This is a genomic window from Paenibacillus azoreducens (assembly GCF_021654775.1).
GTDB classification, from domain to species: Bacteria; Bacillota; Bacilli; order Paenibacillales; family Paenibacillaceae; genus Paenibacillus_AQ; species Paenibacillus_AQ azoreducens.
On record NZ_AP025343.1, the window covers coordinates 2,885,880 to 2,900,382 of the forward strand.

At 49.9% G+C, this 14,503-nt stretch carries 8 protein-coding genes; all 8 read left to right on the forward strand.

Annotation, left to right across the window (positions count from 1 at the left end; all coding sequences use genetic code 11):
• Positions 1-62 precede the first annotated feature (62 nt).
• The 8 genes from L6442_RS12580 to L6442_RS12615 all read left to right on the forward strand — a co-directional run bounded on the left by L6442_RS12580 (position 63) and on the right by L6442_RS12615 (position 14,352).
• Entirely contained in the window at positions 63-3,716 is a 3,654-nt protein-coding gene (locus L6442_RS12580; protein WP_212977210.1) for a dynamin family protein, read from the forward strand.
• 1,118 nt (positions 3,717-4,834) lie between these two features.
• Positions 4,835-6,607: an ABC transporter ATP-binding protein gene (locus L6442_RS12585; protein ID WP_212977211.1), complete on the forward strand. Its 1,773-nt coding sequence runs from the start codon at positions 4,835-4,837 to the stop codon at positions 6,605-6,607.
• Positions 6,604-8,472: an ABC transporter ATP-binding protein gene (locus tag L6442_RS12590; RefSeq protein ID WP_212977212.1), complete on the forward strand. Its 1,869-nt coding sequence runs from the start codon at positions 6,604-6,606 to the stop codon at positions 8,470-8,472. Before L6442_RS12585 ends, L6442_RS12590 begins: the two co-directional genes overlap by 4 nt.
• 285 nt (positions 8,473-8,757) lie before the next feature.
• A complete protein-coding gene (locus L6442_RS12595) occupies positions 8,758-8,967 on the forward strand; it encodes a hypothetical protein (RefSeq protein WP_194232145.1) in 210 nt (69 codons plus the stop codon).
• The gene (locus L6442_RS12600) at positions 8,957-9,418 is read left to right on the forward strand and encodes a GNAT family N-acetyltransferase (RefSeq protein WP_228101142.1); all 462 of its coding nucleotides are present in this window, start codon (positions 8,957-8,959) and stop codon (positions 9,416-9,418) included. Before L6442_RS12595 ends, L6442_RS12600 begins: the two co-directional genes overlap by 11 nt.
• A 496-nt stretch (positions 9,419-9,914) precedes the next feature.
• Entirely contained in the window at positions 9,915-11,582 is a 1,668-nt protein-coding gene (locus L6442_RS12605; RefSeq protein WP_212977213.1) for a response regulator, read from the forward strand.
• Entirely contained in the window at positions 11,579-13,372 is a 1,794-nt protein-coding gene (locus L6442_RS12610; RefSeq protein WP_237100290.1) for a sensor histidine kinase, read from the forward strand. The genes L6442_RS12605 and L6442_RS12610 overlap by 4 nt, the downstream gene beginning before the upstream one ends.
• The gene (locus tag L6442_RS12615; RefSeq protein WP_237100291.1) at positions 13,369-14,352 is read left to right on the forward strand and encodes a substrate-binding domain-containing protein; all 984 of its coding nucleotides are present in this window, start codon (positions 13,369-13,371) and stop codon (positions 14,350-14,352) included. The genes L6442_RS12610 and L6442_RS12615 overlap by 4 nt, the downstream gene beginning before the upstream one ends.
• The last annotated feature ends 151 nt before the right edge of the window (positions 14,353-14,503 follow it).

The following is a 14,503-nucleotide window of genomic DNA, read 5'->3' on the forward strand; positions in this document are numbered from 1 at the left end:
GAATGGTCTATTATTTTTTTGTATCGCGCCTTACTGATAGCATAAGGGGAGAGAAGGCAAGTATGTCGACATCGAGTCCAATCATGCAATTAGATACCGGGTCGCTGCAGCGTTTGCAGGAGTCCTTGAAAGGTTGGGAGGATGACCAATCTTCCCGATTAATAAGCGATTTGCTCGGCAAGGCGGCAGCTGGAGAAATGACCATCGCTTTTTGCGGCCATTTTTCGGCAGGCAAATCCAGTTTGATCAATTCCCTTTGCGGCAAAAAGGTGCTGCCTTCAAGCCCGGTTCCGACGAGCGCCAACGTGGTTTCGATCCGGAACGGCCAGCCCCGAGCTTTGATTTATCCGGCCGATGCCGGAAAAACGCCTTTAGAGGAGAAATGTCCGCAGGACGTTTCGCTGGATGAGCTGTATGCATACTGCACGAACGGAGGCTCATATTCTTCGGTTGAGGTATGGGATCATATTCCGCTGCTTGGCGAACGCGGAGTGCTGATGGATACGCCTGGAGTGGATTCAACCGATGACAGCCACCAGAAAGCAACGCATTCGGCGCTGCATTTGGCGGATACCGTGTTATATGTGATGGATTATAATCATGTCCAATCGGAAAATAATCTGGCGTTCGCCAAAAGTCTGTCCGATTGGGGCAAGCCGCTGTATCTGGTTGTCAATCAGATTGATAAACACCGGGAAAGCGAGCTGTCTTTTGAGGATTACAGGGCGGAAGTAGAGGCTGCATTTAAGCGTTGGCAGGTACATTATGAAAGTATCCTGTTCACAAGCCTGAAGAAGCCGGATCATCCATATAATCAATGGAATCAAATGAAAGAACTGATTTCCAATCTGATTGATAAGCAGGAACCGATCCTGAATTACAGTCTTGATTGTTCTGCGCGTCATATCGCCATGCAGCATGCCAAAGAATATGCCGATTCCCTGGAGGATGTCCGGCAGCAGCTGCTGGAGGAGATGGGCGGCCAGGAGCAGGCGGAGAGGCTTGAAACGGAAATTGCCGGCTACCGCAATGAAATGGAACGTTTGAAGCAGCTGCCGCAAACCGAACGCGAGAACATCCGCAAGCAGGTTGATACGTTGCTGGATAATGCGAATATTACGCCTGCGGAGCTGCGGGAGATGGCGGGAGCATTTTTGGAAAGCCGGAAAAGCGGCTTTAAGAAAGGATTTTTATTTGCTGGCGCCAAGACGGAGCAGGAGAAAGCGGAGCGTCTTGGCAAGTTTATGGGAGCGCTGCGGGAACAGACAGCGGCCCAAATCCAGTGGCATCTGCTTGAGCTTCTGAAGCGTTGGGGCCAAGGGTTGAACATATGGACGGAAGAGAAGCAGCGCAGCATTGAAACATCCATGCCCGAGATTAGCGAAGGGCTGCTTGAGAGCTCGGTGAAGCCGGATGCCGTATTGTCAGGCGAATATGTGCTCAATTACTGCCGGATGTTGTCGGCAGAGATCAAGGGCTTGTACCGCCGCGCGGCTCTGGATGCGGCGGAGGATTTACTGGCGGATGTGGCGGAATCCGCCAAGGAAGAGCAGCAGCGCGTCGTCGCAGCGTTAAACGCGCTGCTGGCGCGGTCTGCCGCGATGTCCCGATACATGGAGCTGGATCGGGACATCGCGGAGCGCACGGCAGCGGTGCAGCGGCTGCTGCCCGCGCGCGTTACGCTCACCCCCGGCTTCCTGCCGGCGGTGAGCGCCCCTGCCCCGGCGGCTGCGCAGCCGCCGGGGCATGACGCGGGCGCGCGGACGGCCGCGCCCGCAGGCGCCCCGCGCAGCGGGGCGGAGCCGCGCAGGGGCACGGCCTTTGGCCGCCGCCAGCGGCTGGACGCCGCGGCAGCGCGCCTGCAGGATGCGGCGGCGCTGCTGGAGCGCTATCCCGCGCTGGCTTCCGCCGCGCGGGGGCTGCAGAGCCGAGCCGACAGCTTGGCCGGCGGCTCGTTTACACTGGCGCTGTTCGGAGCGTTCAGCGCTGGTAAATCGTCGTTCGCCAGCGCCCTGCTCGGCGAACGCGTGCTGCCCGTATCGCCGCATCCGACGACGGCGGCGATCAACCGCATTCTGGCGCCGCAGGATGGCTTTGCACACGGCACGGCCCAGGTGACCATGAAATCACCGGCTGCGTTTAGAGAGGATTTGGAGTATTCTTTCTCCGTGCTGCAGCTCGGAACGCCGCCTGAAGACGGTTGGCTCCAAATCGCGGAGCAGCTGCAGCCGGAGGGGATTCATCCGGCCGGGCTGCCCCATTTCGGCTTTCTGAAGGCTGCCGCCGCCGGCTGGAAGGAAATGCAGCCGCTGCTCGGCTCGGCTCAGCTCGCGGATCTGGACAATTACAAGACGTTTGTCGCTGACGAGACCCGGTCCTGCTTTGTTGAGTCGATCGATTTGTATTACAGCTGCCCGCTTACCGAGCAGGGCATCGTGCTGGTGGATACGCCGGGGGCGGATTCGCTTCACGCCCGGCATACGGGGGTTACCTTCCAATATATGAAACATGCGGACGCGATCGTTTTCGTGACGTATTATAATCACGCATTTTCCAAGGGCGACCGCCAGTTTTTGACCCAGCTGGGCCGAGTGAAAGACAGCTTCGCCCTCGACAAAATGTTTTTTATCGTCAATGCATCGGACCTGGCTTCATCAGAAGAAGAGCTGGAGCAGGTTGTTCAGCACGTAGAAGCCAATTTGAAAGCCAGAGGCATCAGGCTTCCGCATATTTATCCAGTCTCCAGCATGAAAGCGCTGGAAGGAAAACTGGCGGGAGATGCGGAAATGTACGCGGAGTCGGGCATCTCTGACTTTGAACAGGCGCTTGCAGCTTTTGCCGGAGAAGAACTGCCGAAGCTGTCCTTGGCAGGAAGCGTCCAGGAAATCTCGACGGTACGCCAACGCGTTGCCGAATGGGCCAGAATGGCCCGGCAGGATGCGGGCTCAAGGGAGCAGCGCCGCCGGCAGCTGCAGGAGATCAACCGGACTGCCTTGAAACGCATCGAAGCCTTTGCGGACAAGGATCTTTCCCGTGAAATGGAGCAGGAAACACGCGAGCTGCTGTTCCATGTCAAACAGCGGATCGGCTTCGGCTTAGGCGAGTTTTTCGCGGAAGCATTCCATCCATCCGTTCTTCGGGAAGAGGTAGGCCAGCTTAAGCGCATTTTTGCCGACTGCGGCCGGGAGCTTGAGCGGACGGTGGTACGCGAACTGGAGCAGGAGCTGTGGGCGACGACGCTGCGCCTTGAGAATAAAGGGAAAGCGATTTTGCGCACAGCCGCCGCGGATGCCGCCGCGGACATCCGCGATTATGATCCGGCGATCATGCTGGCACCACCGGAAGAAGGGCAGTGGGGATCGCCGGATTGGAGCGATGGAGGCCTTGCGGATTTTGTGGACTGGAGTTCCTTCTGGCAGCTGTTTAAGTCGCCGAAACATTTCTTCGAAAACGGCGGCCGGGAGAAGCTGAGAAATGCGATAGAGCCTGTGATCAAGGAGGCGCTGGGCGCAGAAGTGTCGGCCAAACATGAGTATCTTGTACAATTCTATAGCAATCTGGTTGCGGAAGCCCAGAAGCAGCAAAAGCAAAAGCTGGAACAACAGCTGCATGAAGCCATGGAGGCGGCCAATGCATCATTGTCTTCCGGGGAGCGGCCTGAAGCCTGGGATCAGCTGGCCGCGCAGCTTCGGGAGCTGGAAGAGTCGCTGGCATAACATAAACGAACCAAAAAGAAAAAGAAAAACGTCTATCGACGTACTCACAAAGAAGACAGACCGCGTTTAGCGGGAATTTTCCTTGCGGAATTAGGATGTAAGCTTTTTGAGGTTTATACATTCTTATATCTTTATAAAAACGTTTTTTCGATGTAAAGGAGCGCAGGATGGCGCTCCTTTTAATTTTGGCTTTAGCCAGTTGAGTGCATGAAACGCGCGAAATATAAAACCACCCGCCATGCGGGTGAGATGGATCAAGGATTTGACCAACAAGACGATCCCGATAAAATTGAAATGTTCAGGCGATATTCCTTATGCTTTTCTTTAGTTCAACTTATATGGAAAGCTTGCAAAAGTGCATCTATTTTAGCGTCCCAGGAAATTATTGCTAGAAAGCTTGCAAAAGTGCATCTTTTCCCCAGCTTTTAGGCATAAACAGACGATTCATGGTCAAATGGATGTACTTTCGCAACAATTTTTACATTTACGTTATAAAATTCCTGAAAAGGATGCACTTTCGCAACATTTTGCCTGATCATATGATCAACTGTCTGAAAAAGCTTGTGCCCTGAATCCAATTCATAATGGATTTATATCAAGGATTTGAACCTATATAAATTGAACTAAAGAAAATGAAAAGGGATAGGCAAGAGGGTTTATATCCCGATGCTTCAAGCTTACTTAAAACATGTTGGGATTGGGATTGCATACAGGAGGTTCATATCGTCGATGGGATCGCATTGTGATACGTCTTTCCGCAAAAATAATATTTACATACGAATTTCCTGCTGTTTTTATCAATGACCCCCCTCAGAATTTAAAACGTTTTCGAAAGAAAAATAACGTAAAAATAGCTGCTCTGGATGTTTTCTGGCAGGAGTTTGACATGGAGGGGATTTTTTGTTATCGGGTTAGGCAGAGATATCGAGGATTTTAAATGATTTGATAAGTAATTTGTGATTATCCGAAGGTAATGACCAGAGAATGCCAAAGCCGCGAAAATATGCCCGGTTATCCTCTTTGCCGCCTGTGTAAGACGATGTTAAACTTCATAAATATTCAACATCGTTTCCAAGGGAAAGCGATGAAGATTTGAGATGATACGAAGGAGGAGAACCATGAATGTTCTCAGGCAAATGCAGAGCTTTTTTTGGGAGAAGAGAAGTTTATTATATCTATCTATACTCTGCCTCGCCATAGCGACTGCATTGGGGCTTGTAACCCCGAACCTGCTGCGCAAACTGATCGATGATGCGATTATGCCGCAGCACTTTGAGCTGGTTCCCATGCTGGCATTAACCGTGATTGCAGTTGTAGTCGTCAAAGCACTCATGCAATTTTTAAGCGGTTTCTTTGGCGGCAGAATGGGGAACTATCTGGCATACCGTTTACGGAACGGCTGCTACGAGAAACTGCAAGTTTTGTCTTTCCGCTATTACGACACGGCCAGAACCGGAGACTTGATGTCCCGTTTGACCGGGGATCTCGAAGCTATCCGCCAGTTTATTGCTTTCGGGATTCCGCAAATTTTAAACACGATGTTAATGGTGCTGTTCGGCGCCATCGTCATGCTGTCCATCAGTTGGCAGCTTACGTTGATTACGATGATCAGTATTCCGTTTCTGGTTATCGTCGCCTTGAAATTCGAGAACCGCATTCATCCGGCTTTCCAGGAGATGCGTCTTGCGCTCAGCGCTTTGACCACCTCTGTTCAGGAGAACATCACGGGCGTCAGAACCGTTAAATCCTTTGCCCGCGAGCCGCATGAAGTCGATAAGTTCTCTTTACGCAATGAACGGTACAAAAGCAATCAGATTTTCGCATCGGGGATATGGAGCCGCTATTTTCCGCTGATGGAGCTTCTTGCTTGCATTTGCGTAGTCACTCTGCTGGGAGTGGGCGGCACGATGGTTATCCGCCAAACATTGTCGCTCGGCGAACTGGTTGCTTTCTTCAGCTTGATCTGGTATATCATCGGTCCGATGTGGAACATCGGGTACTTGATCAATAACTATACGCAATCGGAGGCTTCCGGCGAACGCGTCATGGAGCTGCTCAACCAGCCGATTGATGTGCAGGATAAAGAAAATGCGATCCGGCTCCGTTCGGAGGATGTGAAGGGGCATGTGACCTTTGAACATGTCACCTTCGCCTACGGAAACAAACTGGCCGCAATCAAAGATATCGATCTGGATGCGCCTCCGGGAACGGTGATCGGCTTTCTCGGCGGTACGGGTTCCGGTAAATCAACCATCATTCAGCTGCTGATGCATGCGTACAACGTCAACAGCGGCAGCATCAAGCTGGACGGAATCAATATTAACGATATTCAGGTTCAAAGCCTGCGGAGTCAGATCGCTAGTGTATTTCAGGAGACATTCCTGTTCTCCTCGAGCATCCGCAACAATATCGCTTACGGAATGAAGGATGTCTCGATGGATGAAATTATCCGCGCCGCGAAGCTGGCAAAAGCCCATGATTTCATCATGGAAATGGCCGATGGCTACGATACGATCGTCGGTGAACGGGGAATGGGCTTGTCCGGCGGCCAGAAGCAGCGGATCGCCATCGCACGCGCCCTGCTCAAAAATCCGAAAATCCTCATTTTGGACGATGCGACAAGCGCGGTCGATATGGAAACCGAACATGAAATTCAGTCGGGTTTCCAGGAGGTCATGAAAGGACGGACGACGTTTATTATCGCCCACCGCATTTCCTCGCTTCGCCATGCCGACGAAATTCTGGTGCTGGATGAAGGCAAAATCGTACAGCGCGGCAAACATGAGGAGCTGATTGCGGTTCCTGGTCCTTATCAGGATGTATACCATATACAATATGCAGACCACATTGCCCGGATGAACGGGAATGCAGAAGAGCGGGTGAGGACATGAATACGGCAACGCAAACCAAGAAATACAAGCAGAATGATACCGGCAAGCCGAAGGGGAGCGAACCCGGCAAAACCGGAGAAAGATTCGTCTATCAGGATGATGAGGTCATTGAAAAACCGTTTAACTGGGCGCAGCTGACGAGATTGTTTTCATACATGAAGCCTTATGCGAAGCAGCTGCTGCCGCTTGTGATCCTGATGATGGTGCTCGGCACGGTTACGAAGCTGACCGTTCCTTATTTGACCAGTATGGCGATCGATAAAGCAATCGCGCCGAAGGATGGGGCTACAAGCCTGAATATGCTGTACACGATTACGGCCATTATCCTTGTGCTCTATATTATTCAATGGCTTGCAAGTACGTACCGGATTAAATTTACGAATATCATCGGACAGCGCGTCATCTATGACTTGCGAAGCGATTTGTTCAAACATATCCAGAAGCTGTCTTTCAACTTTTTTGACAAACGCCCTGCTGGATCGGTGCTGGTCCGCATTACCAACGACGTTAACTCGCTGCAGGAGCTGTTTACGAGCGGTGTCGTGAATCTGATGATCGACTGCGTGCAGCTGTTAGGCATTATCATTATTTTGCTTGTCATCAACTGGAAGTTGGGTCTTGCCGTCATTTTGACGGTACCGGTCATGTTCGTCATTTCGACCAAGCTGCGGATACGAATCCGCCGGGCCTGGCAGGATGTCCGGATGAAGAACTCGCGGATCAACTCCCATCTGAATGAATCGATTCAAGGGATTCGCGTCACCCAAGCTTTTACGCAGGAGCAGGAAAATATTCGCTTCTTCGATAAAATGAACATGGACAGCAAAAAATCATGGGACCGGGCTTCCATGCTTAACCAGGGTTTTGGACCGCTCATTGAAATTACGGGCGGCGTCGGAACGCTGATCCTGTTTTGGTTTGGCGCATACCTGATCCAAGATGGGCAACTGACCGTCGGTTTGTTGGTAGCATTCTCAAGCTATGTCGGAAACTTCTGGGAACCAATCAACCGTCTCGGCCAAATGTATAACCAGTTGCTGGTGGCGATGGCCTCTTCGGAGCGGATCTTCGAGTTTATCGACGAAAAGCCGAACATCGACGACAAACCGGATGCCGTACCTATGCCGAAAATCCAAGGCGACATCAAGCTGCAAGACGTCGTATTCGAATACGAAAAGGGACGCCAGGCGTTAAAGGGCATTAATCTGGACGTCAAAGCCGGGCAAACCATTGCGCTTGTCGGTCACACGGGTTCAGGCAAAAGCACCATTATCAACCTGCTCAGCCGGTTTTATGATATTACGAAGGGCAAAATTACGATTGACGGGTTAGATATCCGCGACGTGAAGCTGGAGACGCTGCGCAGCCAGATCGGTATCGTGCTGCAGGATACGTTTATCTTCTCGGGCACGATCCGGGACAATATCCGGTTTGGGCGCCTCGATGCAACGGATGAGGAGATCGAAGCGGTAGCCAAAGCCGTCAATGCTCATGAATTCATTGAAAAACTTCCGGGAGGTTATGATACCGAGGTCGAGGAACGCGGAAATATGCTTTCGATGGGGCAGCGGCAGCTCTTGTCATTCGCCCGCGCTTTGCTAGCCGATCCGAGAATTCTGATCCTGGATGAAGCGACGGCAAGCATCGACACGGAAACCGAACTTAAAATCCAGGAAGCACTTAAAGTGCTGCTGAAAGGCCGCACCTCATTCATTGTTGCGCACCGGCTGTCAACGATCCGCCATGCGGATAAAATCGTCGTGCTTGATCACGGCGAAATCAAGGAAGAGGGCAACCATGCGGAGCTGATGCAGCAGCGAGGAACCTATTACGGACTGATCGAAGCGCAGTTTAGATTTATATAAGAGGGACCTTTTGGAACACGTACGATAAGCGCGGATTTTTGGGACATCTTACAACAAAGTTCTGTAAAATCAATAATCAAAGTGTGAAATTCGACAGACTTTCGGCCTAAAAATAAGGCGAGTTTGTGAACTTTACAGGAAAATGTCGGAGCACTCTTGCATTCTTTCTTTTAAACCCTGAAAATAGTTAATAAGGCGAGATCAAGAAATGAAAAGGCTTAGCCGTTTTATTGATCGCGCCTAGGTATACGGAACATGTATACATTAATAGGGGGGAATTAGGAAGTGGTGTGGGGTGCTCCTTTTTCTGCACATACCATGAAAATGCCGCTGCCGGGCAGTGGCGAAGCAGGAAACAACATCATACGCGATGCCCAGCGAGCGGGCGTTAAGACCATTGCCGTGGATCGATATGCGGATCTTCAGAAAGCGTGGAATACGGCTAGACAAGCCGCCAGTCTTTTAAAAGTGGAGGAATATGATCATGAACAGTAACATCTTGGCCCCTGCTCTGCAAATTCGCAAATCGAATTGCGAATGCGATCTTGAAGCTGTTACGGCATTGATGCGGGAATTGAATTATCCTACGACCATCAATGTGATGCGCGAACGCATCCAGGCTTCTGAGAACAATCCTAAGCTTTGCACAATGGTTGCCGAGCTTGATGGGAAGGTTATCGGGATGGTTGCACTGAACCAGGTGAGATCTTTTGCGAGAAGCGAGACGGCAACGCAAGTTTCGGCTTTGATCGTTTCCAAAGAGCATCGCGGTCAAGGCATCGGCAAACGGCTGATCCGAAATGCGGAAGAATGGAGTAAGGCACAAGGCAGCCAAACCTTGTTCTTGATCAGCGGCAATCGCGTTGAACGGGCACCTGCCCATGCTTTTTATGAACATATCGGTTTTGAGAAAATTGGATATCAATTTGTTAGAAAACTGAAATAATACAGTACATGATGATATGCCCGCCCCTTTTATGGGGGTGGGCGTTTTGTTTTTACGCGGCCCTTACTTCTTAGAGCGTATGACGAAAGGCGTTTTCCTAATGCTGCAAGATCATTAATTTACAACTTTCCATCTCTGAGATAGAATACGTAAATATCAAACCGTAAGCGTTTACAGGATTTTCGCTGCTTATGCCTATATAAGTTGAAATACATAAAAGAACTGGGAACAGCTATATAAGTTGAACTAAAGAAAATGAAAAGGGAAAGCAAGAGGGGGAAATGATTCTGGAGAAGCGGAGCGTTCGCCTTTGTGAGCGGATTTCTACCATAGATGAGGTTCAAATCATAGAAATCTGGGAGCAACAGCGATCGAAAGAACATTTCACCCGGCTGCCTCCTTCCGTTCATAATCATTGGTTCAACTTATATAGTTCAACTTATATAACTTTTCAAACTCTTGCGGTCAATATAGAAAATCAAAAGGATGGATGAAGATGTACAAGCTTTTATTGGTGGAGGACGAGGAAGACGTAAGAGAGGGGCTGGTCGAAGAGATCGATTGGGAGAGCCTTGGTTTTCAAGTAGTCGATACTGCCGAAAATGGCATGGAAGCGACGGAGCTTTTTGAGAAACATATCCCGGATGTGGTGGTCACCGATATTCAGATGCCGTTTATGGACGGACTGCAGCTGGCCGGTTGGATTCGCGAACATTACAGGGCAACCAAGATCATCATTTTGACAGGATACGACGAGTTTGAATATGCGCAGAAAGCGATCAAGCTGCAAATCGACGAATTTCTGCTAAAACCTTTTTCTTCCCAGGACCTGGTGGAGGTTGTGCTGAAGGTTAAAAGGCAAATAGATGATGAGGCAGCCGAAAAAGAAAACATTCATGTCCTAATGGAACATTACCGCAAAAGCATTCCTGTACTCAGGGAGCTTTTTTTGTCTCAGTTGGTATCGCGGAGCATGCCATCCGAGGAAATTCGCGAAAAAAGCGGCAGTTACGGCGTAAATATGGACGGGCAGGGTTTTATGGCATCCGTGCTGCGGATTGATTATGTCCATCACTATGCCGTGCTACAAGAGGAGGGGGAAGAAGGAGGGGCATCCGTATCATTAAAACATTCGGAAGACCGTTACCTGCAGCTGTTTGCCGTATTGAACATCGCCGATGAAATTTGCCGTAGAGTAAGCGGATTTCATGTCTTTATTCATATGGAGGATTGTGTCTTGCTGGCGGCGCTGGAAGAAAAGGATGCGGCCTTGGCGGCGCAGCAAACGCTTGCCGTGCTTGATGAAATCCGCATCAATGTGTACAAGTACTTAAATCTTACCATGACGATTGGTGCGGGAACGGTGTGCCCATACCCCAGCGAAATCCATCAATCGTATCGAAAAGCGGTAGAGGCGCTGGATTACCGGCTCATTCTCGGAAATGACCGTGTCATTTGGATCGGGGACGTGGAAACGGAGCGGAACGAGTCGCTGGTTTTCGATGAATTCAAGGAGCAGTCGCTGATTCGCTGCATGAAGGTAGGGACAGCCGAGGAGCTGGAAGAACTGATCGGGAAAATGTTTGGCGGCATCCCAATCCCCCAGCTTTCGGTTCAGGATTGTCAGGTGTATCTGATGGAAATCCTCGCATGCATCATGAAAGTCGCCAAGGAATTCGGCGTGGAACTTGAAGAATTGTTTGGCGAAGGAGCACATCCATTCGCGGAAGTTTATAAATACAATAATCTGCAGGAGGTTCAACAGTGGATGGGGGCCATTTGTCTTAAACTGATGAACTCCATTGCGCAAGGAAGACAGAGCGGGTATAACCAGCTCGTTGAAAACGCCAAAGAATACATCCGGCTTCATTTTCGGGAAAGCGATATTTCAATCCATAGGGTCTGCCAGCATCTGCATATTAGTACGGGTTATTTCAGCAGCATTTTCAAAAAGGAAGTCAAAATGACTTTCGTCAATTATTTGCTCCAAATTCGCATGGAGACGGCGAAGGAGATGCTCCGATCGACGGATTTGAAAACGTTTGAAATCGCCGAAGCCGTCGGATTTACGGACCCGAATTACTTCAGCTTTTGCTTTCGCAAAAAATTCGGCATTTCACCGAAATCATACAGAAGCGGTTCGGGAGGTGCGGTAAACGATTGAAGATCGAACGCAAAAAGAAACTGTTGAAAGCGCCCCATCTGTCTTTTAAACTTCGCAGCATTCAAACCATCATCACGGTTTCATTTACACTGGTGACTATCTTGGTCGTTATTGCCGTCAGCATCATGCTTTACAACAAATTCGCGAAAACGGCCGAAGAAAACGCCTATCTGAACATTCAGCAAATTATTGAGCAGGTGGATTATCATCTGGAGCTCTATGTTAAGGGGATGCAGGATATCTTTGAGGTCGTGGAGGATCAGATTCATAAGTCGCAAGGCATCACAAGCCCTATTTTGCGGGAACAACTGTCAACGTTGCTGGATACGCGGGAGGATCTGGTATCTGTGGGGCTGTTTTCGCCGGAGGGAAAACTTGTGCTTGATATTCCAAATTTGGAAATGCGGCGCAACACCCGCCTTACGCAGCAAAGCTGGTTTGAATCGGCGCATGTCCATCCGCAGCAGCTTTCATTTTCCGCCCCCCATATTCAAAACTTATACAAAGGCCAATATAAATGGGTTGTTTCGCTCAGCAGGATGATCACGTACCGAGATCATGAGGCAACAAAAAAGGGGATTTTGCTGGTAGACGTCAACTTCCGGACAATCGACGAACTCAGCCGCAAAGTCGCCTTGGGAAAAAGAGGCTACGCCTACATCATCGATGATCTGGGCAATATCGTATATCATCCGCAGCAGCAGTTGATCTACGCAGGTCTGAAATATGAGAATCTGGAGCCGGTTTTTGATTATGCCTACGGGAGCTATACAGACAATCCTGGCGGGGAAACGCGTTATATCACCGTCCGTACGGTTGATCCCATCAAGTGGAAAATCATCGGGGTAGCCTATCCGGATGAAATCGTGACCACCAAAAAAGATTTGAACGAGTTTATTTTCTGGTTTTTGCTGGTTGTTTGTGCGGCGGTGGTCATTCTGGCCGTATTCGTATCCGCCAAGATCGCGCAGCCGCTCCGTAGGCTTGAACAATCTGTACAAAGCGTAGGAGAGGGCGACTTCAGCACGCCGATCCTGGTCAGCGGCGCATATGAGGTCGTGCAGCTTTCCAAGCGGTTTAATTTCATGCTGCACCGCATCCGGCAGTTGATGGACCAGATCATTTACGAACAGGAAGCCAAGCGCAGAAGCGAGCTGGACGTATTGCAGGCCCAGATCAATCCCCATTTTTTATACAATACCTTGAATTCGGTCGTTCGTTTGGCGGAAAAAGGTAAAAAAGACGAAATCGTCGCGACCATCACCTCGCTTTCGAAATTTTTCCGGATCAGTTTAAGCAAAGGCAAAAATATCATCACCCTTGGGGAAGAGCTTGAGCATGTACGGCATTATTTGATCATTCAGAAGATCCGCTTCAAAAATAAATTCAATTACGTCATCGATTATGATATTGAAATTTTGTCATGTCTGACACTGAAGCTGATTTTGCAGCCAATCGTGGAAAATGCCATCGTTCACGGGATTGAAAAAATGTCCGATGAAGGTTACATCCACATTTCCGCCTCGATTCAGGATAGCCGCTTGGTGATTACTGTTTCCGATAACGGTCTAGGCATGTCTCGCCAGGTCATGGACCGGCTTCTGACAGGCGTGAGCCGCAGCGGCGGTTCTGGCGTTGGCGTCCGGAACGTTCATGAACGGATCCGATTGTACTACGGCAAAAATTACGGATTAAGCTTTGAAAGCGAACTGGAAGCAGGAACGACGGTGACGATTACGCTGCCCGTGGAAACCGGCGATGGCGAGACGGAGAAAAGAGGGGTGTCATGAGGAAAATGAGATCGGTCCGAATCAGAATTTGGCTGCTGGTTATCTTGATCGCCATAATGACATCTTGCAGCGGCACGGCCCCAAGTTTGCATGTGCTGGAAAATCCGCTGAATGTGGATATGATCGTCAAGATGGATCACGGCGATTTCTGGAATACGGTCAAAATGGGCGCCGAGGTTGCCGCCAAGGAATATAACGTCAATCTTACCTTCAAAGCTCCCCCGACGGAAAACGATATCGACGAGCAGATACGGCTGGTGGACGAGTCCATCAGGGATCATGCCGACGCCATTATTTTATCCGCGATCGATTATATGAAACTCGCACAAGTGACGGATCGCGCCGCTTATTACAAAATCCCGGTCATATCGATGGATTCGGAGGTGGCTTCCGCGCGGGTCAAATCCATTGTCGGCACGAATAACTATGAAGCCGGGCAGAAGGCGGCGGATAGGCTGATTAAACTAACGGGGGTCGAAAGCCGGATCGGCGTCATGAATTTTGTGAAAGGGGCAAAAAATGCCGACGAGCGGGAACAAGGGTTTATGGATTATGCCGCCCGCTTTCCGGGAGTCGAGGTGGTGGATATCGAATACTGCGATTCCGATGAGGAGAAAGCGAGGCGGTTGACCCGCAAAATGCTGGCTGAGCATCCGGATCTAAGCGGTATAGTTGCCCTGAATGAGATCGCTTCGATTGGAACGGCGGAGGAAATCCGGAGACTGGGATACGGTGAACGGGTCAAACTGATTACTTTTGACAGTACGACCAACGTGATGGAGATGCTTCAGGAAGGTATTGTGCAGGGAACCGTTATCCAAAATCCGTTTAACAACGGCTATCTTGCGGTGCAGCTTGCGGTTCAGGCGTTGGAAGGGATCGAGATTCCCGAGCGGGTGGACACCGGCTCCAAATTGATCGATTTGGATAATATGCTTTGGCCTGAAAACCAGAAGCAGATGTTTCCATTCGTAAAATAATGCGGACTCGCTTTGGGAAGTCATGAGAATTTTTATAGAACAAATGAGAATTTTGTATTCGAAACGAATGCCGGATTCAGCATAATGAAAACGTATCCACGGGATGCGATAAGCGCGATCAAAAATTAATAGACCATTGCAAATCTGATTT

Bases quoted from the DNA above. Each gene is read 5' to 3' on its own strand.
- L6442_RS12615 (WP_237100291.1), top strand. From the start codon at position 13,369: ATGAGGAAAATGAGATCGGTCCGAATCAGAATTTGGCTGCTGGTTATC.
- L6442_RS12600 (WP_228101142.1), top strand. From the start codon at position 8,957: ATGAACAGTAACATCTTGGCCCCTGCTCTGCAAATTCGCAAATCGAAT.
- L6442_RS12590 (WP_212977212.1), top strand. From the start codon at position 6,604: ATGAATACGGCAACGCAAACCAAGAAATACAAGCAGAATGATACCGGC.
- L6442_RS12580 (WP_212977210.1), top strand. From the start codon at position 63: ATGTCGACATCGAGTCCAATCATGCAATTAGATACCGGGTCGCTGCAG.
- L6442_RS12585 (WP_212977211.1), top strand. From the start codon at position 4,835: ATGAATGTTCTCAGGCAAATGCAGAGCTTTTTTTGGGAGAAGAGAAGT.
- L6442_RS12605 (WP_212977213.1), top strand. From the start codon at position 9,915: ATGTACAAGCTTTTATTGGTGGAGGACGAGGAAGACGTAAGAGAGGGG.